At 72.4% G+C, this 19,570-nt stretch carries 19 protein-coding genes and 1 tRNA gene; 12 read left to right on the forward strand and 8 right to left on the reverse strand.

Annotated elements, in window-relative coordinates; translation table 11 throughout:
• The first annotated feature begins 77 nt into the window (after nucleotides 1–77).
• The 3 genes from CFP66_RS06845 (at nucleotide 78) to CFP66_RS06855 (ending at nucleotide 3,285) form a co-directional block, all read left to right on the forward strand.
• Complete coding sequence (locus CFP66_RS06845) at nucleotides 78–1,580, forward strand: serine hydrolase domain-containing protein (protein ID WP_369804966.1); 1,503 nt, start codon at nucleotides 78–80, stop codon at nucleotides 1,578–1,580.
• 59 nt (nucleotides 1,581–1,639) lie between these two features.
• Nucleotides 1,640–2,425, forward strand: a complete 786-nt coding sequence (locus CFP66_RS06850) for a MerR family transcriptional regulator (protein ID WP_094921149.1) — start codon at nucleotides 1,640–1,642, stop codon at nucleotides 2,423–2,425.
• A 269-nt stretch (nucleotides 2,426–2,694) separates the two neighbouring features.
• Nucleotides 2,695–3,285, forward strand: coding sequence for a hypothetical protein (locus CFP66_RS06855; RefSeq protein WP_094921151.1), 591 nt, complete (start codon nucleotides 2,695–2,697; stop codon nucleotides 3,283–3,285).
• Between the two features lie 476 nt (nucleotides 3,286–3,761).
• Here the strand turns inward: CFP66_RS06855 and CFP66_RS06860 are convergent, their stop codons facing one another.
• On the reverse strand, nucleotides 3,762–3,953 hold the full coding sequence (locus CFP66_RS06860) for a hypothetical protein (protein ID WP_094921152.1): 192 nt from the start codon (nucleotides 3,951–3,953) through the stop codon (nucleotides 3,762–3,764).
• Nucleotides 3,954–4,051: 98 nt separating this feature from the next.
• Here CFP66_RS06860 and CFP66_RS06865 point away from each other — a divergent pair, with 98 nt between their 5' ends.
• Nucleotides 4,052–4,339, forward strand: coding sequence for a hypothetical protein (locus CFP66_RS06865; protein ID WP_143517145.1), 288 nt, complete (start codon nucleotides 4,052–4,054; stop codon nucleotides 4,337–4,339).
• A 61-nt stretch (nucleotides 4,340–4,400) separates the two neighbouring features.
• Here the strand turns inward: CFP66_RS06865 and CFP66_RS06870 are convergent.
• Nucleotides 4,401–4,473, reverse strand: a tRNA-Lys gene (locus tag CFP66_RS06870).
• Between the two features lie 128 nt (nucleotides 4,474–4,601).
• On the opposite strand from CFP66_RS06870, the gene CFP66_RS06875 reads away from it, so the two are divergent.
• From CFP66_RS06875 to phoU (CFP66_RS06900), 6 genes are all read left to right on the forward strand, one after another.
• Complete coding sequence (locus tag CFP66_RS06875) at nucleotides 4,602–5,186, forward strand: hypothetical protein (RefSeq protein ID WP_094921156.1); 585 nt, start codon at nucleotides 4,602–4,604, stop codon at nucleotides 5,184–5,186.
• Between the two features lie 21 nt (nucleotides 5,187–5,207).
• Nucleotides 5,208–6,353, forward strand: a complete 1,146-nt coding sequence (gene dusB, locus CFP66_RS06880) for a tRNA dihydrouridine synthase DusB (protein WP_094921157.1) — start codon at nucleotides 5,208–5,210, stop codon at nucleotides 6,351–6,353.
• A gap of 116 nt (nucleotides 6,354–6,469) precedes the next feature.
• Nucleotides 6,470–7,330 carry a GGDEF domain-containing protein gene (locus tag CFP66_RS06885; protein ID WP_094921159.1) on the forward strand — a complete coding sequence of 287 codons (861 nt, stop codon included), beginning with the start codon at nucleotides 6,470–6,472 and terminating at the stop codon, nucleotides 7,328–7,330.
• Between the two features lie 82 nt (nucleotides 7,331–7,412).
• Entirely contained in the window at nucleotides 7,413–10,163 is a 2,751-nt protein-coding gene (locus CFP66_RS06890; protein ID WP_143517146.1) for an LCP family protein, read from the forward strand.
• A 74-nt stretch (nucleotides 10,164–10,237) separates the two neighbouring features.
• Nucleotides 10,238–10,894, forward strand: a complete 657-nt coding sequence (gene phoU, locus CFP66_RS06895; RefSeq protein WP_094921162.1) for a phosphate signaling complex protein PhoU — start codon at nucleotides 10,238–10,240, stop codon at nucleotides 10,892–10,894.
• A 20-nt stretch (nucleotides 10,895–10,914) separates the two neighbouring features.
• Nucleotides 10,915–11,574: a phosphate signaling complex protein PhoU gene (phoU, locus tag CFP66_RS06900; RefSeq protein WP_094921163.1), complete on the forward strand. Its 660-nt coding sequence runs from the start codon at nucleotides 10,915–10,917 to the stop codon at nucleotides 11,572–11,574.
• Between the two features lie 56 nt (nucleotides 11,575–11,630).
• Here the strand turns inward: phoU (CFP66_RS06900) and pstB are convergent, their stop codons facing one another.
• From pstB to CFP66_RS06930, 6 genes are all read right to left on the reverse strand, one after another.
• On the reverse strand, nucleotides 11,631–12,410 hold the full coding sequence (gene pstB, locus CFP66_RS06905) for a phosphate ABC transporter ATP-binding protein PstB (RefSeq protein ID WP_094921165.1): 780 nt from the start codon (nucleotides 12,408–12,410) through the stop codon (nucleotides 11,631–11,633).
• A 10-nt stretch (nucleotides 12,411–12,420) separates the two neighbouring features.
• A complete protein-coding gene (gene pstA / locus CFP66_RS06910) occupies nucleotides 12,421–13,506 on the reverse strand; it encodes a phosphate ABC transporter permease PstA (RefSeq protein ID WP_094921166.1) in 1,086 nt (361 codons plus the stop codon).
• Nucleotides 13,506–14,435 carry a phosphate ABC transporter permease subunit PstC gene (gene pstC, locus CFP66_RS06915; RefSeq protein WP_094921653.1) on the reverse strand — a complete coding sequence of 310 codons (930 nt, stop codon included), beginning with the start codon at nucleotides 14,433–14,435 and terminating at the stop codon, nucleotides 13,506–13,508. Before pstC ends, pstA begins: the two co-directional genes overlap by 1 nt.
• Nucleotides 14,436–14,617: 182 nt before the next feature.
• Nucleotides 14,618–15,736, reverse strand: a complete 1,119-nt coding sequence (pstS, locus tag CFP66_RS06920) for a phosphate ABC transporter substrate-binding protein PstS (RefSeq protein ID WP_094921655.1) — start codon at nucleotides 15,734–15,736, stop codon at nucleotides 14,618–14,620.
• A 241-nt stretch (nucleotides 15,737–15,977) separates the two neighbouring features.
• Complete coding sequence (gene mshD, locus CFP66_RS06925) at nucleotides 15,978–16,853, reverse strand: mycothiol synthase (RefSeq protein WP_094921168.1); 876 nt, start codon at nucleotides 16,851–16,853, stop codon at nucleotides 15,978–15,980.
• Nucleotides 16,854–16,894: 41 nt separating this feature from the next.
• Entirely contained in the window at nucleotides 16,895–17,668 is a 774-nt protein-coding gene (locus CFP66_RS06930; protein WP_094921169.1) for a response regulator transcription factor, read from the reverse strand.
• A 139-nt stretch (nucleotides 17,669–17,807) separates the two neighbouring features.
• Here CFP66_RS06930 and CFP66_RS06935 point away from each other — a divergent pair, with 139 nt between their 5' ends.
• Nucleotides 17,808–18,671: an alpha/beta hydrolase gene (locus tag CFP66_RS06935; RefSeq protein WP_233159187.1), complete on the forward strand. Its 864-nt coding sequence runs from the start codon at nucleotides 17,808–17,810 to the stop codon at nucleotides 18,669–18,671.
• Nucleotides 18,668–19,459 (forward strand): DUF2993 domain-containing protein, encoded by a 792-nt coding sequence (locus CFP66_RS06940; protein ID WP_094921172.1) that lies wholly within the window; start codon nucleotides 18,668–18,670, stop codon nucleotides 19,457–19,459. Before CFP66_RS06935 ends, CFP66_RS06940 begins: the two co-directional genes overlap by 4 nt.
• The last annotated feature ends 111 nt before the right edge of the window (nucleotides 19,460–19,570 follow it).

Here is a 19,570-nt window from a genome sequence, read left to right on the forward strand (position 1 = left end):
GACCTTAGGTCAGGGTGCACGCTCCTCGCATCGCCACGCCACAACGGACGTAGCAGAACCAAGGGGAGCGGACCACCATGCACATCACCCTTACCGACCAGGACAAGAGCACCCTGCGGACCGCCGCGTACGGCGCCGTGTCGCTGATGGCCGCCACCGGCGCGCCCCACAAGGCCGCCACGAACGCCTCCATCGCCCTGACGTCGGCGACCGGCCTGGTCGGGCACGCCCTCGCCGCGAAGTCCAGGGACATCAAGCTCAACGGCAAGACGGTGGCCGAACTCGCCGACCATGTACTACCGGCCCTGAGCGCAGCGATGAGCCTGCTCGAGAAGCAGGATCCGGCCGAGGCCGACAACTTCCGCCGCACCGTCATGGTCGCCGTCGACGCAGCCGCCCAGCCCCACAAGGGCGAACCCAGCCCCGCCACGGCCGCAATGGCCCGCCAGATCACCTCAGCCCTCGATGCCGGGAAGGATCGCCCGGAACTGCAGAAGGTGCTGGAAGGAATCGTCGAGTCCGGGATCACCGGGATCACGCTGCGCGTACACGATGAGCGGGGCGAATGGGTCGGCAGCGCCGGGGTGGGAAAGCCGGGCCGAGCCGCGGAGCCGCCGACCGACGGACATGTTCGGATCGGCAGCAACACCAAGACCTTCACCTCAGCCCTGGTCCTGCAACTCGTGGCCGAAGACAAGATCGGGCTGGACACCCCGGCGGCCGACTACCTGCCCGAGCTCGGGCTGGACCAGCGGATCACGGTACGGATGCTGCTGCAGCACACCAGCGGAGTTTTCAACTTCACCGGCGAGTACTACGACGACGGGACGTTCGCGGCGGGAATCCCCGCCACCACCGCGGGCAAGGAGTGGGTGGACAACCGGTTCACGACCTACCAGCCGGAGGAGCTGGTGCGGCTGGCACTGTCCAAGCCGGCACGGTTCGAGCCGGGCACGGACTGGAGCTACTCCAACACCAACTACGTGCTGGCCCGGCTGCTGATCGAGAAGGTCACCGGCCGGTCGGTTGCCCAGGAGATGCAGCGGCTGGTCCTGGGGCCGCTCGGGCTGTCGGACACCGCGGCACCGACCACCCAGACCGAGGTCCCCGAGCCGCACGCCCACGCCTACTTCCGGTACGAGGACGGTGGGCAGGAGAAGACGGTCGACGTCACCCGCCACAACCCCTCCTGGATCTCCAGCGGCGGTGACATGATCTCGACGAGCCAGGACCTGCACGTCTTCATGTCAGCGCTGATGAGCGGCAAGCTCCTCCCGGCCGACCTGCTGGCCGAGATGTGCACGCCGCGCCCGACGCCCATCCCGAACATTGGCTACGGACTGGGGGTGTTCGTGCAGGACACCGGCGGGGGCGGCACCGTCATCACCCACAACGGAGGTGCCGCGGGTCACGCGGCGCTGATGTTCAGCACGCCCGATGGCAGCAAGACCCTGACTGCCACGCTGAACTACGTGGACGACGCCGCGCTGTCCCTCGCCGTGCCGTTCCAGAACGCGATTCAGCGGCTCGTCAACGAGGTGTTCTGCGGCGGGCAGGCAGGTCCGGCTCAGACGCACTGAACACCTTGAGAATCCATACGCCTCGAGGGCCGAGCTCGAGCACGAGACAGGCTGAGCAGATGCGGAACGGGGTCACGATCGGACAGGCGGCGGCATTCGTCGGCGTCACGATCAAGACGGTGCGGCACTACCACAAGCTCGGCCTGGTCGAGGAGCCCGAACGCGACAGGTCCGGTTACCGGCGATACGGATCAGCCGAGTTGTTGCGGCTGGTGCAGGTCCGGACCCTCGCCGGGGCGGGCGTGCCGCTGGCCGAGATCGGGCCCCTGCTCGACGCCGATGCCACATCGTTCGCCACCTCGATCGCCGACGTCCAGCGGCAGCTCACCGCACAGATCGAGGAGTTGACCACGCGTCGCGACACGCTGCACCGGCTCGCCGACGGCAACCGGGCTCTGCTGCCGGACCGCGCTGTGGCACTACTGGAGCGAATGCCCGGCGTCGGCTTCACCTCGGACGAGGTGGCGGCCGCCCGGGAGGGCTGGGTGCTGGCCAGGGCGCTGGTCCCGGAAGGCTTCGACGACTACCTCACCCATGTCGAGCACGCCCTCGAGGACACCCGGTTCGTCGCCTTGAGCAAGCGCGCCGCCGAGGCCGCGGCCTGGGACCCGGACGACCCCCGCATCGCCGAACTCGCCACCGAGATGGCCGAGCAATACCTCGCCAACCCCGCACAGCTGAAGATCGTGACCGGCCTGCAGGCCCGCACCGAGGCCGCGACCCGGTACAACTTGATCGCCTACCACGGCGAAGAGCAAGCACCGGCCGCGGCCCGGCTGGCAGCGCTCGTCGAAACCGAGCTCCGCTCCGCCGGCATCCACATTCCCAGACCGGACGCCCACTAGGTACTTCACCGTCGATTCCGTGGGCGGTCAGGGCGTGGCGATCCCGACGTTGGACAGGCCGTCGCCGATGTACCCGAGCACCTGCACGGATGCCGTGTCATCTCCCTCCGCCGGTCGCCGACGAGTCTGTGTCCCCCACCACGTTCGGGTTGAGGGTGCCGCAGCGGCACATGGTCGGCTGGACACCGACCCGAACGAGGCGAAGGGATGAACGACCGTGACGGTGCCGAAGGCCGTGGCCCACGACGCAGGCCCGACGGGGTGACGCGATGCTCCGCCCCGTCCGACTTCACCAGACCCTGAGCCGCACCGTCCACACGATCACGCTGCCCCAACCCGACGGCGGATCCGCCACCTGGGCCGTCGAGACCCGGACCGCCGACGACCACGAGGCCCGGCTCTACCGGGATGGGCAGCGCATCACCACGGCCGAGATGCCCGCCGCGTTCACGGTCCCCGGGGGCCGTATCGAGGTCGACGCCGGGTTCTACGGCGTCACCCGGGTCCATCTCGTCGCCCCCGACGGGCAGGAGCGCAGACTGGCGCCGGCGCCGGGCACCCTGGAGTACCGGCGGGCAGCCCTGACCCGACGCCACCCGCGTCTGAGCCGGGGGATCGCCGCCACCGCCGTGGTGATCCTGCTGGCCAATCTGGTGCTCGCCGTACCCGAGGGGCTCGAGCTGCTCACATCGATCCCGCAGGTGGCAGGCCGGTTCGGGACGTTCACATCACCCGTCGACCTGCCCGGATGGCTGTCCATGACACTCATGGCCGCCGGCATCGCCGCCGCCGTGGAGCGGGCGGTCACCTGGCGGCACAACCGCATCGTCGACGCCGAGACCACCTGGACCTCGTTCTAGATCGCCCTGCCAGATCGGGCCCCGTCGTCGACCAGTGCGGTGCCGGCGTGGACCACGGCTGGAGCCATCCGGAGGAGCGCCGCGCACCGGCGGGTTCGCGGTCGCCGCCCATCACGCCGCCGAAGCGGGGGATCCGAGCCCCAGCCATTTCGCCGCCCGCCTTGAACGACCTGGGCTCCGTACTTGTCCGTGATCACGGAGTCGCCGCTGCCGAACCACCGGCTATCGGTCGAGCGAGTCCACCGCCCCAGTAGTCCGGGCGCCCTGCCAGTGGCGACGATCAGTCCGCCGGGCACCGGGTCGTCGGCGCCGGGGATGCCGGGACCCGACGGGCCGTAGAAGGCTTCCGGGTCGACCCGGACGGGCCGGTGGCTCGGCGCCGGCGGCTTGGCGGTCGTACTGCTCCACGGCTGGTACACGTCTTCCCCTTCCGCCTGCTGGCGGCCCGGGAAGCGGCCTGGTGAGGATGGCACGGCTCAGTCCGCGTTAGGGCGGAACTCCCGTAGCTGAGCTAGGACGTTCTCCAGGTTCCACCGGTGCTGGCCGCCCGGAGTCGTGTACTCCGGCTGGATCTTCCCGTCCTGGTGGTACCGCTGGACCGAGCGCAGGGACAGGCCGAGAGCCGCCGCGAGCTGCGGCGTCGTCAGGTAGTCGGACTTGCCTGCCATACCCGCAGGTTAGGCACGGTCTGACACGCCAGGTTGTGGTCTGACGCGGGAGTGCGCGTGACTACGCGGAATGTCATGGTTTGACGTACAGTTGCTCCGTGGCGTTCTGGATCACCCGGCTACCGGGAGGCGGTATGGCGATGGGCGAGGCGGCCGACGAGCAGGAAGCGCGACTCATGATCGAGTCGCAGCAGCGAGGATCGGTGAACTTCAACGAGCGGACCGGCCGGTACCGCTGGACCGTGGTTGCCTGCGACGGGAAGGGCTCCCACGGGTGGGCCGACACGGAGGCGGAGGCGTGGTGGCACGTCCGGGAGGCCCTGAACCGGCCGCACCGGGGGACCCACTGCCGCGGACCCCGCTGCCGCTGGGTCCGCGAGCCGTGACCTCGCTCCGCCTGCCCTGGACGTCGCAGGGCTGGAATACGCCTGGGCCCGGCTGGTCAGGTGGGCCCCCAGGGGATCGAACCCTGAACCCGCGGATTAAAAGTCCGCTGCTCTGCCGATTGAGCTAGAGGCCCGTGCCGCCGCACCAGCCGGCGCGGCCGCGGGCCCAGCCTACGGCGCAGGTGAGATCCGACGCGCATCCCTCGGATGAGTAACGCAGGGTCAGTATGCGTGACTTTGCGCTACCGCCCATCCTGAGCGCATGCGTCCTTGCCGCGTTCTCACCGGTGTCCTGGGTGTCCTGGGTGTCCTGGTCCTGGCCGGGTGCGCGAACACGACCTCGGCCCGGTCGGCCGCCCAGTTGCCCGACGACGGCAGCGTCCACGTCAGCGAGACCTTCGCCGCTCCGCCCGGCATCGCCGTCACCTACGACGAGGAGCTGGTGCCTGCGGGGGCGCGGGGGGCGGTGCAGGCGCGGTCGGCCGACGGGACGACCACCGTGATGCTCGCCGTCCGGGGTCTGGAACCGCTGCGCTGGTACGGCGCCCACGTGCACACCGAGCCGTGCGGGCAGCGGCCGGAGGACTCCGGGCCGCACTTCCAGCTCTCCGTCGACCCGATGCAGCCCAGCATCGACCCGACGTACGCGAACCCGCAGAACGAGATCTGGCTCGACTTCATGACCGACGAGGCCGGGGCGGGCAGCACGGAATCGACCGTCGCGTGGGAACTCCCCGACGACCGGCGCCCCGGCTCGGTGGTCGTGCACACGATGGGGACGGCGAGCGGGCCGGGCGAGGCGGGCACCGCGGGGGCGCGCGCGGCCTGCATCACCGTCGATTTCTGACCGTCGCCGCCGGCGAGGACAATGAGGGCCGTGAGTGCTCCGACCGCCGTCCGCCCGCTGCGCATCGGGCCGTTCGTGTCCGACACACCGGTGGTGCTCGCGCCCATGGCCGGCATCACCAACGCGGGCTTCCGGCGCCTGTGCCGTGAGCAGGGCGCCGGGTTCTACGTCTGCGAGATGATCACGTCGCGGGGGCTCGTCGAGCGCAACCCGCTGACGTTCCGGATGATCGCGATGGACCCGGACGAGCACCCGCGGTCGATGCAGCTCTACGGCGTGGACCCGGCCGCGATGGGCGAGGCCGTCCGGATCATCGTCGAGCAGGACCTCGCCGACCACGTCGACATGAACTTCGGCTGCCCCGTGCCCAAGGTGACGCGGCGGGGCGGCGGGGCGGCGCTGCCGTACAAGCGCCGGCTGTTCGAGCGGATCGTGCGGGCCGCGGTGGAGAACGCCGGGCCGATCCCCGTGACCGTCAAGATGCGCATCGGCATCGACGACGTGCACCGCACCTACCTCGACGCCGGCCGGATCGCGGCCGACGCGGGCGTCGCCGCCGTCGCCCTGCACGCGCGCACGGCCGCACAGCGGTACTCGGGCACGGCGGACTGGTCTGCCGTCGCCCGCCTGCGCGACGCACTGCCGGCCGAGCTGCCGGTGCTCGGCAACGGCGACATCTTCAGCGCCGCCGACGCGCTCGCGATGGTGGCGTCCACTGGCTGCGACGGCGTCGTCGTCGGGCGCGGATGCCTGGGCAGGCCGTGGCTGTTCGGTGATCTGGAGGCCGCCTTCGCCGGACGGGAGCTGCCGCAACCACCGTCGCTGGGCCAGGTCGCCACCACGATGCGACGGCACGCCGTGCTCCTGCAGGAGCACATGGGCACCGACAAGGGCATCCGCGACATGCGCAAGCACATCGCCTGGTACCTCAAGGGCTTCCCGGTGGGCTCCGACCTGCGCCGCAGCCTCGGCCTGGTGACGAGCCTGGACGAGCTCGACGAACTGCTCGGCCGGCTCGACCTGGAGCACCCGTTCCCGGCCGAGGCCGACGGCCCGCGCGGGCGGCAGGGATCCGCGGGCCGCGTGGTGCTGCCCGAGCACTGGCTGGACGACCCGGAGGACCCGTCGGTGCCGTTCGGCGCAGAGCTGGAGCACTCCGGCGGCTGAGCGCGCCGGGCCGGATGCCGGTCGTCCCGCACGCCGCCCGCTCGTCGACGCGAACGGGTAGGGGCCTCAAGAACCCCGCCCGCCCGGTCGACACCTCCGGCACCAGGAGGTGAGCGATGACCACGCTGCGCACACCAGCCACCACGGACACCGCCGACCCGGCGCCGCGCCACCGGCACGTGCCGGCCCGCGGTCCGTCGAACCCGGGCGCCTCGGGGGCCGCGTGGCACACCGCCGCGGCCGAGGAGCTCGCCGGCACGGGCCGGTGGGAGCAGGCCTACCAGCACCTGCGCACCGCCGTGCGCCTGCTGAACGGGCAGGGAAGCGTCGACGAGCTCGACCGCCTGCGCCGCGAGCACGCCGAGGCCCGCGAGCAGAGCAGGCGCGACAGCCTCACCGCCACCTACAACCGGCGGTACCTGGACGAGCGGCTCGTCGCCCTGCTCGCCGACGCCGCGAGCGTCGGGGTGGCGGGCATCGGCGTCGCGCTCCTGGACGTCGATCACTTCAAGCAGATCAACGACTCCTACGGGCACCCGTTCGGCGATCGCGTGCTGCAGCGCTTGGTGTCCGTGCTCGACACCGGCCTTCCCGACGGCGCGTTCTGCGCCCGCTACGGCGGCGAGGAGTTCGCGCTCGTGCTGCCCGGGCACAACCGGTTCGAGGCCGTGCGCATCAGCGAGGCCGCCCGGGCGCGGGTGGATCGCCACCCCTGGGAGGAGCTCTCCCCCGACCTGCGGGTGACCGTCAGCATCGGCGTGGCCCACTGCTCCGGCCCGGTCACCGGGATCGACGGGCTGGTCGGAACGGCGGACGGCCTGCTGTACGCGGCGAAGAACGCGGGACGCAACGCCGTCGCCTACCAGGACGCGCACACCGGTCTGGTGCGCCTCGCCGGACCTGCGGGCGGCCGCCGGTCGATCTCCCAGCCGCCGGTCGTCGCACCCCACTGGGTTCCGGGTGCCTCGGCTCCGTAGGCTCGGATCGAGACGTTGAGGGGGCGGGCTCGGGCGATCGCCCGTGCCCGCCTTCTGTTCTGTTCGTGCCGAGGAGGTGGGCGTGGAGGACGGTTCGTACCGTGCTCAGCGCTCCACCGGCGCACGCAGGCGCGCGGCGGAGGAGCCCGAGGACGTCCTCGCCCGCTTCGGGCTCCTCGAAGCGGAGGCGCCCGCGCCCCCTCCGTCCGGTGGGCGCGCGGCCAGGCGTCGGGCGGCGGAGGCACGAGAGGCCGCGGGCGACGCGATCAGCAGCAGTGGGCGTCACGCCGGCGAGCCGGCGCCGCCCCCGCGGAACCCCGCGGGCCGGCACGACGCCCCTCCGGCCGCGACACCCCCCGCCACCCGGCGCGGGACGCCGCCGGACGAGGAGCCCATGCGCAGGGGGCGACGGCGGCTGCTGGAAGACCCGGAGCCCGCACGTCCCGCAGGAGCACCCGCGCAGGTGAACGGCCGCGACACCGGGCACGGTGCGAACGGCCACGACCTCAACGGTCACAGCGCGAGCCGACGCGCCGCGAGCGGACACCACCCCGACGGTCGTAGCGCGAACGGACACGGCGCGAACGGACACGGCTCCAACGGCCACGGCTCCAACGGACAGGCGCGCCCACACCGGACACCGCCCGAGATGGCGCCAGAACCGGCCGAACCGCGCTCCGGCCGGCGCCGCCTGCCCGATCCGCCGATCTCATCGCCGCAGGTAGGGGCACCGGAAGCCCCGACAGCCCGCCGCCCGGGGACGCCGCCGCCGTCCGAGGGCGGGCGCCGTCGGCGCTCCGATGCTCCCGAGGCGCCCGTCCCCCGCGGCGGCCGCCGGCACCGCGACGACGTCCCCACCGCGGCGCCGACGACCGCCCTGCCTCCTGCTGCCGCGCCCCCGCGGCGGCGTGCCGTCCCCGAGCCGATCGGCGGCGTGCCTCCCCGCGCGCAGCCGCCGCGGCGCCCCAACGGGCCGCCTCCCGAGGCCACCACGGCCCTGCCCGCACCCGTGCGCCCACCGCGCCGTTCGGCTCCTGTCGAGCCGACCACCGCTGCCGCGCCACCCGCCGCCGGGGCGCCGCCCGCCGCGGCCCGCCGCCGTGCCGCTCCCAGCCAGGCACCCGCCGACCCGGCCACCACCGCGCTCCCCGCCGCACGCCGGCCCGGTCCGCGCGGGCAGGGCACGCCGGAGGCCACCGCGGTCGTCGCCCCGGTCGGTCGGGGGGCCGGCGTTCCGAAGACCGGCGCCCCGAAGACCGGCCCCCGTGTGCGCGGCGTCGGCGAGAACGGTGTCGGAGAGGCTGCCGCCGACCTCGAGCGGAGCCGCAAGTCCGATCAGGAAGGGCTGGACTCGCGCACCCGTGCGCTGCGCATCGACGAGACGCTCACCCGGCTCACCGCCGCGCACGCCGGACTCACGCTGGCCGTCACCGACCGCGAGGAACCCCCGCCCCCGGTCCGCCGATCGCCGTGGTCCACCGCGGGCCGGTTCCTCGCGGCCGCCCTTGCCGTGGCGGTGGTCGTCACCACGGCCTTCGGCTGGGGCACGAAGTCCTGGTTGGGGGCGTCCGTCGGCGACGCCGCGGCGCTCGATCCGGAGTCGGGGGCGATCGTCGAGCCCGTGGCCCAGGTCGGCGACGAGAACGTACTGGTCGTGGCCACCGAACCGAACGCGGAGGGTGCGGCTCCCCGCGCCGACACGGTGGCCGTCGCCCACGTCCCGGAGGGCGGCGGCCCGGTCACCGTGCTCGCCTTCCCGCACGACCTGGAGATCAACCGCCCCCCGTGCGAGCGCTGGGACGCCGAAGCCGGTGCCTACCAGGACGAGACCGTGCCGGCGGAGGCGCGCACCCAGTTGGTCAGCGCGCTCGACGTCGGTGGCCCTCGATGCCTCACCCGCGTGGTGCAGCAGCTCACGGGCATCGCCGTCACCCAGTACGTCGGCACGAACCTGTCGGCCGTGCCGGCGATGACCGAGGCGGTCGGCGGCGCGCAGGTCTGCGTCCCGCGACCGGTGCTGGACGGGGTGCTGGGGCCGGTCGTGCCCGAACCCGGTAGGCAGGAGCTCTCCGGCGTCCGAGCCGCCGACTTCGTGCAGGCGGGCGAGGTGGAGGGGGACCCGTCCCCGGAGTACGGGCGGATCGAGCGCCAGCAGCAGATCCTCGCCGCCGTGCTGGACCAGGCCGTCTCCGGCACCGCGTTGCTGGACGTCGGCCGCATCGCGACGCTGCGGCCCACTCTCGCGGACGCCGTGGTCGTCGACGGGGCCGGGCTCGACCAGGTGCTCGCGGTCGCGATGACGTTGCGACAGCTCGACGCCGAGGGCCTGCGGTATGCGGCCGTGCCGACGAGTGACCGGAACAACCGCGGGAACCTGGTCCTGCGCGACGCCGACGCCGCCGACCTGTTCGCCGCGGTGCGCAGCGACGCACCGCTGCCGGCCGAGGCCACCGACCCGGGCGCGGGCGACGCCGGTCCGGCCCCGAGCGAGGTCACGGTCGAGGTCGTCAACGCCTCCGACCGCTCGGGCCTCGCCGGCGACGTCGGGGAGACGCTGCGCTCGCTCGGGTTCGACGTCGGAGAGGCCTCCAGCGCCGAGCAGCCCACCTCGGAGACCGTGATCCGCTTCTCCCCCGACCAGGCCGCTGCGGCCGAGCTCCTGGCGGCCACCGTCCCCTCCGCCACCTCGGTGCCCGACCCCGGCGCCACCGGGGTGCTGCACCTGGTCCTCGGACGCTCCTTCGACGACGTCGTCCGGGCGCCGTCCGCGCCGATCACCCTCGCCGCCCCCTCCACGCCCACTCCGGAGGAGCCCGCGGTCAGCTGCGCATGAGCGCAGCACCGACGTTCATCACGGGTTCACCGGCCCATGCACCCGATCGGCGCATTCACGACTAGGCTTGTGACATGCGTGACGTCTACCAGGAGCAGCTCGACGAACTGGCCGAGGCCCTGGCCGACATGTGCACGAGGGTCGCCGAAGCGATGGAGAAGGCCACCCGCGCGCTCCTGGAGGCCGACCTCCAGCTCGCCGAAGAGGTGATCACGGAGGACGCCCGCGTCGACGAGCTCCGCGCGCTCGCCGAGGAGCGGGCTTTCGCGCTGCTCGCGCTGCAGGCGCCGGTGGCCACCGACCTGCGGATCGTCGTGTCGGCGATCCACGGTGCCGGCGACATCGAGCGCATGGGCGACCTCGCCCTGCACGTCGCCCAGGCGGCACGCCGGCGGCACCCGCAGGCGGTGCTCCCGGAGGAGGTCGCCCCGTACTTCGCCGAGATGGGGCAGGTCGGGGTGGCGCTGGCCCGGAAGGCGGGCGACGTCATCCGCACCCGCGATCTCGCGCGTGCCGCGGAGCTCGAGTCCGACGACGACGCCATGGACGACCTGCACCGGCACATGTTCACGGTGCTGATGGACCGCGACTGGCAGCACGGTGTCGGTCCCGCCGTCGACATCACCCTGCTGGCGCGCTTCTACGAGCGCTACGCCGACCACGCGGTGGCCGTCGCTCGCCGGATCGTCTACGTCGTGACCGGGCGCATGCCGGGCTCACTCACCGTCTGACCGGATCCTAGGCTTCTCCCATGCCTCCCGCCCCGCTGCCCGAACAGCTGGACGAGCTGTCCGAGCTGCTCGGCCGGATGTGCACGGCCGCAGCAGGTGCGCTCCACCGCGCCACCGCGGCGCTGCTGGAGTCGCGGGAGCGGCTCGCCGCCCAGGTCGTCGCCGGCGACACCGCGATCGACTCGCTGCGCGCACAGGTCGAGGAGCTCGCCGGCGACGCGCTGCTGTTCCACAGCCCCGTGGCGGGAGACCTGCGTGCGGTCGTGGCGGCCATCCGCACCGCCAGCGACATCGAGCGCATGGGCGACCTCGCGCTGCACGTCGCCCAGGTCGTGCGGCTGCGTCACCCTGCCCCGGCCCTGCCCCCCGAGGTGCAGCCCGCCTTCGAGGAGATGGGCCGGGTGGCCGTGCAGCTCGCGGTCAAGGCCGCCGAGGTCGTACGGAGCCGCAACGTCCTGCTCGCCGCCGAGCTCGACCGCGACGACGACGAGATGGACGTGCTGCACCGCAGCATGTTCGAGGTGATGATGGACCCGGCGTGGCCGCACGGGATCCCCGCGGCCGTGAACATCACGCTGCTGGCGCGCTACTACGAGCGGTTCGCCGACCATGCAGTGGTCGTGGCGCGTGAGACGGTGTACGCGGTGACCGGGCAGGAGCCGGACGCCCTGCCGATCTGAGGAGCGGTCGTGAGTGGATACGAGTGCTGGAGCACCCGTATCCACTCACGGCAGGTTCAGCCGAAGCGGCCGGACACGTAGTCCTCGGTCGCCTTCTCCTTGGGCTGGGAGAAGATCGTCTTCGTCTCGTCCATCTCCACGAGCTTGCCGGGCTTGCCGGTGCCCTCGATGTTGAAGAAGCCGGTGTAGTCGCTCACACGCGCGGCCTGCTGCATGTTGTGCGTGACGATGACGATCGTGAAGTCCATCTTCAGCTCGTTGATCAGGTCCTCGATCGCGAGCGTGGAGATCGGGTCGAGGGCCGAGCACGGCTCGTCCATGAGCAGGACGTCGGGCTGCACGGCGATCGCCCGCGCGATGCACAGCCGTTGCTGCTGGCCGCCGGAGAGGCCGGAGCCGGGCTTCTCGAGCCGGTCCTTGACCTCGTTCCAGAGGTTCGCGCCCCGCAGCGACTTCTCCACGAGGTCGTCGGTGGCGTCCTTGCGCAGCTTCTTGCTGTTGAGCCGCTGGCCCGCGATCACGTTGTCGTAGATCGACATCGTGGGGAACGGGTTGGGACGCTGGAACACCATGCCGATCTGCCGACGGACACCCACGGGGTCGATGCCCGGCCCGTAGAGGTCCTTGCCGTCCAGCTCCAGCTTGCCCTCGACGCGCGCGCCGGGGATGACCTCGTGCATGCGGTTGATCGCACGCAGGTAGGTGGACTTGCCGCAACCGGACGGGCCGATCAGCGCGGTGACCGTCTTCGGCCGGATCGTCATGTTGACGCCCTCGACCGCGCGGAACGCGCTGTAGTAGATGTTCAGGTCCTTGGCTTCGATCGCCTTGCCCATCGCCGGGCTCCTATCGGGTCTTCGGCGCGAACACGCGGGCGATGAGTCGCGCCAGCAGGTTCAGCACCATGACGATGATGATCAGTACGAGCGCCGCGGTCCACGCCCGCTCCAGGTAGGGCTCGCGGGGCACCCCGGGTGTGGCGTACGAGAGGTACGAGAAGACCGGGAGCGTGGCCATGCGGCCGTCGAAGGCGTTGAAGTTCAGCGCCGTGGAGAGGCCGACCGCGACCAGCAGCGGCGCCGTCTCGCCGATCACGCGGGCGATGGCCAGCGTGATGCCGGAGGCGATGCCCGCGATCGACGTCGGGATCACGACCTTCATGATCGTGCGCCACTTGGGCACCCCGAGCGCGAAGGCGGCCTCGCGCAGCTCGTTCGGCACGATCTTGAGCATCTCCTCGGTGGCGCGCACGACCACCGGGATCATCAGGACCGACAGCGCGACCGAGCCCGCGAACCCGAGCCGGGCTCCGGGCCCGGCCACGTAGGTGAACAGCGAGACGGCGAACAGACCGGCGACGATCGACGGGATGCCGGTCATCACGTCCACGAAGAAGGTGATCGCCTGCGCGAGCCTTCCCTTGCCGTACTCGACCAGGTAGACGGCGGTGAGCAGCCCGACCGGGATGGACATCAGGGCCGCGAACCCGGTGATGATCAACGTTCCGGTGATCGCGTGGTACGCGCCACCGCCCTCGCCCACGACGCCGCGCATCGAGGAGCTGAAGAACTCCGTGTCGAAGCGGGCGACGCCCTCGGTGACGATCGTGATGATGACCGAGACAAGCGGGATGACGGCGAGCAGGAAGGCGCAGGTGACGATCACCGTGACCAACCGGTCGACGGCCTTGCGCCTGCCTTCGACGGCGTACGAGGCGGCGTAGAGCCCCACGGCGAAGACGACGGCGGTGCCGACGACGAACAACCCGAAGCTGAACCCGACGAGGGCCAGCAGACCGCCGACGACGACCGCGGTGGCGGCCAGACCGCCCGGCACGGCCCACGTCGGCAGGTGCCGCTGCTCGCGCAGGCCGCTCGGCGGTGACGGGAGCGCGTTCCCCGACTCCTGGCGTTTGCTGGTGTCGACGGTCATCAGTTGGCCCCCGAGAACTCTCGGCGTCGGTTGATGATGAAGCGCGCGATGGAGTTCACCGCGAGGGTGATGAGGAACAGCACCAGGCCGGAGGCGATCAGCACGTTGACGCCGAGGCCGCTGGCCTCCGGGAACTGCAGCGCGATGTTCGCCGCGATCGTGGAGGGGTTGCCGTTGCTGATCAGGTTGAAGGTGATGCCGCCGGACACGGAGAGCACGATCGCGACCGCCATCGTCTCGCCGAGCGCGCGGCCCAGGCCCAGCATCGCGCCGCTGATGATGCCGGAGCGGCCGAACGGCAGCACCGACATGCGGATCATCTCCCAGCGGGTGGCCCCGAGGGCGAGCGCCGCCTCCTCGTGGAGCTTCGGCGTCTGGAGGAAGACCTCCCGCGCCACGGCCGTGATGATCGGAAGGATCATGACGGCGAGTACGACGCCCGTCACCAGCATCGTGCGGCCGGTGGCCGACACCGGGCCGGCGAACAGCGGGATGAAGCCGAGGTTGCCCTCCAGCCACTGCATCAGGGCGATGGAGGCCGGTGCGAGCGTCCAGGCACCCCAGAGGCCGTAGACGATGCTCGGCACCGCGGCGAGCAGGTCGACGACGTAGCCCAGTGCCTGGGCGATCCGGCGCGGTGCGTAGTGGGTGATGAAGAGAGCGACCGCCACGGCGAGCGGGGTCGCCATCACCAGGGCGATGACCGCGGCGAGCAGGGTGCCGAAGATCAGGGGGGCGACGTAGGCGAAGAAGCCCTCGCCGCCCGGGATGTCGGCGGCGGGAGCGGTCAGTGCCGGGATCGCCTCGACGAGCAGGAACGCGGCGACACCGGCCAGCACGACCAGGATCAGGATGCCTGCGCCCTTGGCCAGGCCGGAGAAGATGCGGTCACCGGGCTGGACGATCGGCTTCGCCGGGGCGGCCTGCAGCGGCGTGCCCGCAGGAGCGGGCCCGGGGGTGGTGTCGGTACTCACGTGATCCCTTCCCGCGGATCGGCGCGGAAGATCGAACGTGCAGAGTGGAGACGTACGAGGTCGAGACGGGCCGAAGGCCCGGACGGGTCCATGATGACGACCGTCCGGGCCTCGCGGCTACGTGATACCGGGCTCAATCAGCCCGCCGCGGCGATGGCGTCGATCGCCGGCTGGAACGTGCTGCGCTGGCTGGCCGAGATCGGCGCGTTGCCGGCGTTCGCGCTGGCCGCCGACTGGCCCTCCTCGCTCGCCATGTAGCTCAGGAAGGCGCGCACCGCGTCCGCCTGGGCCGGGTCCGAGTACTGGGTGCAGGCGATCGTGTACGAGACCAGCACGACCGGGTAGGTGCCGGCCGTGGTGCTGTCGCGCGCGAGCTCGACACCGAAGTTGTACTGGCCCTGGCCCTCGACCCGCGGCGAGGACTCGACGACGGCGGCGGCTGCCTCCGGCGTCGGGTCGACGTAGCCGTCGCCGACCTGGACGTCGACGGTGCCGAGCTCGCCGGCCTGGCTCAGGTCGGCGTAGCCGATCGCGCCCTGGCCGGCCTGGACCGCTCCGACGACGCCGGAGGTGCCCTGCGCCGCCTCGCCACCCTGGACCGGCCAGTTGCCGTCGGGCTCGTGCGGCCAGTCGGCGGCCGCGGTAGCGGCCAGGTACTCGGTGAAGTTCTCGGTGGTGCCGGACTCGTCGGCGCGGTTCACCGGCGTGATCGCCGTGGCCGGGAGCTGGACGCCCGGGTTCTCCGCGGCGATGGCCGGGTCGTTCCACGTGGTGATCTGCCGGTTGAACACCTTGGCGATCGTGGCCGGCGACATCTGGATGTTGTCGACGCCCTCCAGGTTGAACACCACCGCGATCGGCGAGATGTAGAGCGGCATCTGCACGACGTTGTCCGGGCCGCCGCAGATCTGCTGGGCCGCGGGCAGCTCCTCCTCGTCCAGGAGGGAGTCGCTGCCGGCGAACTGGACGGCGCCCGCGGTGAACTGCGTCCGGCCGGCGCCCGAGCCGGTCGGGTCGTAGTTCACGGTGGCGTCGGGAGCGATGCTGGTGAAGCCTGCGATCCAGGCCTCCATCGCAGCCTGCTGTGAGGTGGCGCCGGCGCCGGCGATCGTTCCGGCGACGTCACTCGTGGGAGCGCTGTCGCCACCGCCGGCAGGCGGGGCGGTCTCGTTGGCTGCGCCGCAGCCGGCGAGCAGGAGCGCGCCGCTGGCGGCCACGCCGACCGCAGCGAGTCGGGCACGGGAACCGTGCCGCAGGGTGTTCACCTGTGTTCCTCCGTCGTGAGTTCCCGTGAACGGGCAGGCGGCTCAAGAAAGCCACCGGTCGCGAACGGTAGGTAAGCCCGGTGGACGCCCCCCGCCGTCGAGGTGAACGCAGGATGAACACGTCCCCCGGGTGAGGCAGCACACTCACCGACGGTGCAGCGTGATCTCCCCGTGACCTGCGTCGACGTGATCAGCTGCATCGTCGCGCGGGTTGCCGGGGGGTGAACAGGGGTCAGCGGCGGTACGAAACATCGGCCTGCCAACGCGTGAATCCGAGGCTGCCGTAGAGCCGCACGGCCGCTGAGTTGTCCGCCTCGACGTAGAGCAGGACGCGGGTCTGCCCGCGGTCGTCGCGCAGGTGCTGCAGGCCCGCGAGGGTGAGCGCCGTGCCGAGCCGCAGACCGCGCGCCGCCGGGTCCACCCCGAGCACGTAGACCTCGCCGATCGGCTCGGGTTCGGTGTGCACCTTCGTCCAGTGGAAGCCGAGCAGCCGGCCGTGGCCGTCGACGGCCAGCAGGAACCCCGCGGGGTCGAACCAGGGCTGGGCCTCGCCGTCGCGGATCCGGTCGAGGTCCCAGCCGCCTTGCTCGGGATGCCAGTCGAACGCGGAGTTGTTGACGCGCAGGAACTCCTCCTCGTCCACGCCCACGACGAACGGCCGCAGCACCACCCCGTCGGGCAGTTCCGGGACAGGCACCGGTTCGGCCAGGTCGCGCCGCATCTGCCACAGCTCCCGCGCCGCGGTGAACCCGAGGCGGGCGGCAAGGGCAACGGCGCCGGGGTGCTGCCCGTGCGCCCAGACGTTCAGCGGGGTGCTGCCGCGCTCCAGCAGCGCGTCGACCAGGCGCGTGCCCAGCCCCGCGCGGCGGCGGTCGGGATGCACGACGAGCTCGGCCACCCCGTCGGCGACGTCGAGCTGGGCGATCCCGCACAGCACGCCCGCCTCGTCGCGCGCGAGCAGGTGGGCGGCGTCATCGCGGTGCAGGTGCAGCAGCACGTGCTCGCCGAGCGGCGCGGTGCCGTCCACCGCCGTGGCCGCCGCGGCGAGCGCCTCGACCTCGGCCACCGCCGCCTCGTCCAACCCCGCGTGCCACGCCAGCTCGATCATGCGACGACGCTACCCCGGACGGCGCGCAGCCCGTCCCGCCGTCACACCCGTCCTGCGAAGCCGGACAGCCGGCCACGCGCTCGATCGCCCCCGTCCTCGTCGCCGTCCTCGTCCTCGGTGAGGACCGCAGGCGGCGCAGCGAGGGAGCCGCGCGAGGGCCGGACGAACTTGTAGCCGACGTTGCGGACGGTGCCGATCATCTGCTCGTGCTCGGGGCCGAGCTTCGCGCGCAACCGCCGCACGTGGACGTCGACCGTGCGGGTGCCACCGAAGAAGTCGTAGCCCCACACCTCCTGCAGCAGCTGCGCCCGCGTGAACACCCGGCCCGCGTGCTGGGCGAGGTACTTGAGCAGCTCGAACTCCTTGTAGGTGAGCTCGAGGAGCCGGCCGCGCAACCGCGCCGCGTAGGTGGCCTCGTCGATGACGAGCTCGCCGAGCACGAGCGCGGTGCCGTCGCGGCCCGCGTCGGCGCCGGGACGGGACTTGAGCAGCCGCAGCCGCGCGTCGACCTCGGCGGGGCCCGTGCCGGGCAGCAGGATCTCGTCGATGGCCCACTCCCCCGAGACCGCCACCAGGCCCCCCTCGGTGAGCACGGCGATGACGGGCACCTCGGTGCCGGTGCTGCCGAGCAACCGGCACAGGCTGCGGGCCGCCACGAGGTCGGTGCGCGCATCGACGAGCACGGCGTCGTGCGGTCCGGCGTCGAGCAGGGCCGCCACCTCGGGCGCGGCCGTTCGGACGCCGTGCGGCAGCAGGGTGAGGGCCGGCAGCACGGACCCGGGATCGGGGTCGGCCGTCAACAGAAGGAGTTCCACGCGGTGCGTCTCCTCTCCACCGGGAGCCGGAGCGCCGGCTGCGCCCCTCGTCCGATCACGGCGGGCGACCTCGACGCACCGTTCACACCCGCGTGACCCGGCGGGTACACCACCACGCGGATCGATGCAGGATAGCCGGGTGGAGGTCGATGGCACGAGCCGCGCGGCGCAGGTCACGCCCGTTCCGATCGAGGCGACGACCTCCGACGGCGTCGTGCTCACCGGTGTTCACCTCGCACGGACGGGTCCTCCGCGCGGCGCCGCGCTCGTCGTCGCGCACGGGTTCACCCACCACATCCGGTACCGGACCACCCGCGCGCTCCTCACCTCGTTGAGCGCTCACGCGCCGGTGGTGGCCCTCGACATGCGTGGCCACGGCCGCTCCGGCGGGCGCAGCACGGTGGGCGACCGCGAGCCGCTCGACCTCGACGCTGCCGTCGCCGTCGCGCGCCGCCTCGGCTACGAGCGGGTGGCCACGGTCGGGTTCTCCCTCGGCGCCGCCGTGGCCCTGCGCCAGGCCGCCGACGGCGCGCACGCGCCGGACGCCGTGGTGGCCGTGAGCTCGCCTGCCCGCTGGTACTCACGGGAGACCTTCCCCATGCGACAGGTGCACTGGCTGCTCGAACAACCCCACGGCCGCCTCGCCGCCCGCGCTCTCGGCGTGCGCCTCGACGGCCGGTGGGAGGTGGTGCCGCCGTCACCCGTCGAGGTGGTCTCCGCCATCACGGCGCCGCTGCTGCTCGTGCACATCGCCGGCGACCGCTACTTCTCCGCCACCCACGCCCGGGCGCTCGCCGCGGCGGCCGGCGGGCGCGCGGAGCTGTGGGAGGAACCCGGCGACGGGCACGGCGAGAGCGGCACGCATGCGGCGCTCGCCCACCGGATCGCACGGTGGTCGCTCGCGGCCTGCGCCAACCCCGGTGACGCGCGGAGACACGCTCGCTCTACGGTCGAAGGCCGCACCCCGGCAGAGCGCCGGGCAGCAGGGTCGGAGGTCGGATGAGGCGCCTGGTCATCGCGCTGCTCGTCCTGGTCGGACTGTTCGTGGCGGTCGACTTCGGGACAGCCGCGCTCGCCGAGTCGGCGGTGTCGCGCCAGATGCGCGAGCAGATCGGGCTCGTCGACGACCCGGACGTGCGGATCAACGGCTTCCCGTTCCTCACCCAAGCCATCTCGGGCGAGTACCCCGAGGTCGACGTCTCGGCCCTCCGGATCAAGGTGGGCGAGCTGCGGGACCTGAGCGTCCACGCACGGCTGCGCGACGTCAGCGCGCCCCTGCCGATGCTGCTCGGGTCCGGCCCGAAGTCGTTGGCGGTGCGGTCGGTCGAGGGCACGGTCCGGATCCCCGCGTCCGACGTGGAGCGCCTCGTTCCCGGCATCGAGGACCTGCGCATCGAGAACGTCGACGACTTCGTGCTGCAGCAGGCCGTCGAGGAGGGCGCCGACAGGTCGCTGCGGACGCTCGACCCGAGCGACGCGGTCCGCCTCGTCGGCACGGCCACGCTGCTCGGGCAGGAGACCGAGGTGTCGACGATCGCCGTGCTCACGCTCGTGGACGGGCAGGCGCAGATCGTGCCCCGCGACATCCGGGTCGGCGACAGCGACGCACCGCCGCTCCCCGCGGCCCTCCAGCGCACGCTCGAACAGCAGTTCACGCTGCGGATCGACCCCGGTTCGCTCCCGCTCGCAGCCACGCCTACACGGCTGCGCGCGGCCGGTGGCGCCCTCGAGATCAGCGGCTTCGCCGACGACCTCACCCTCGGTGCCGGTGCGGTGGCGGCCACCGGTTGAGGTGCCGCGGGGCGTGACCTGGTCCTCATCCGGACCGATGGCGGCCTGCGCGCACTGCCGCGCGGCCCGATCCTCGGCTACTCTCGCCTGCGTGTTCTGGCCGCTGACCCG

Source organism: Pseudonocardia sp. MH-G8, assembly GCF_002262885.1.
Lineage (GTDB): Bacteria > Actinomycetota > Actinomycetes > Mycobacteriales > Pseudonocardiaceae > Pseudonocardia.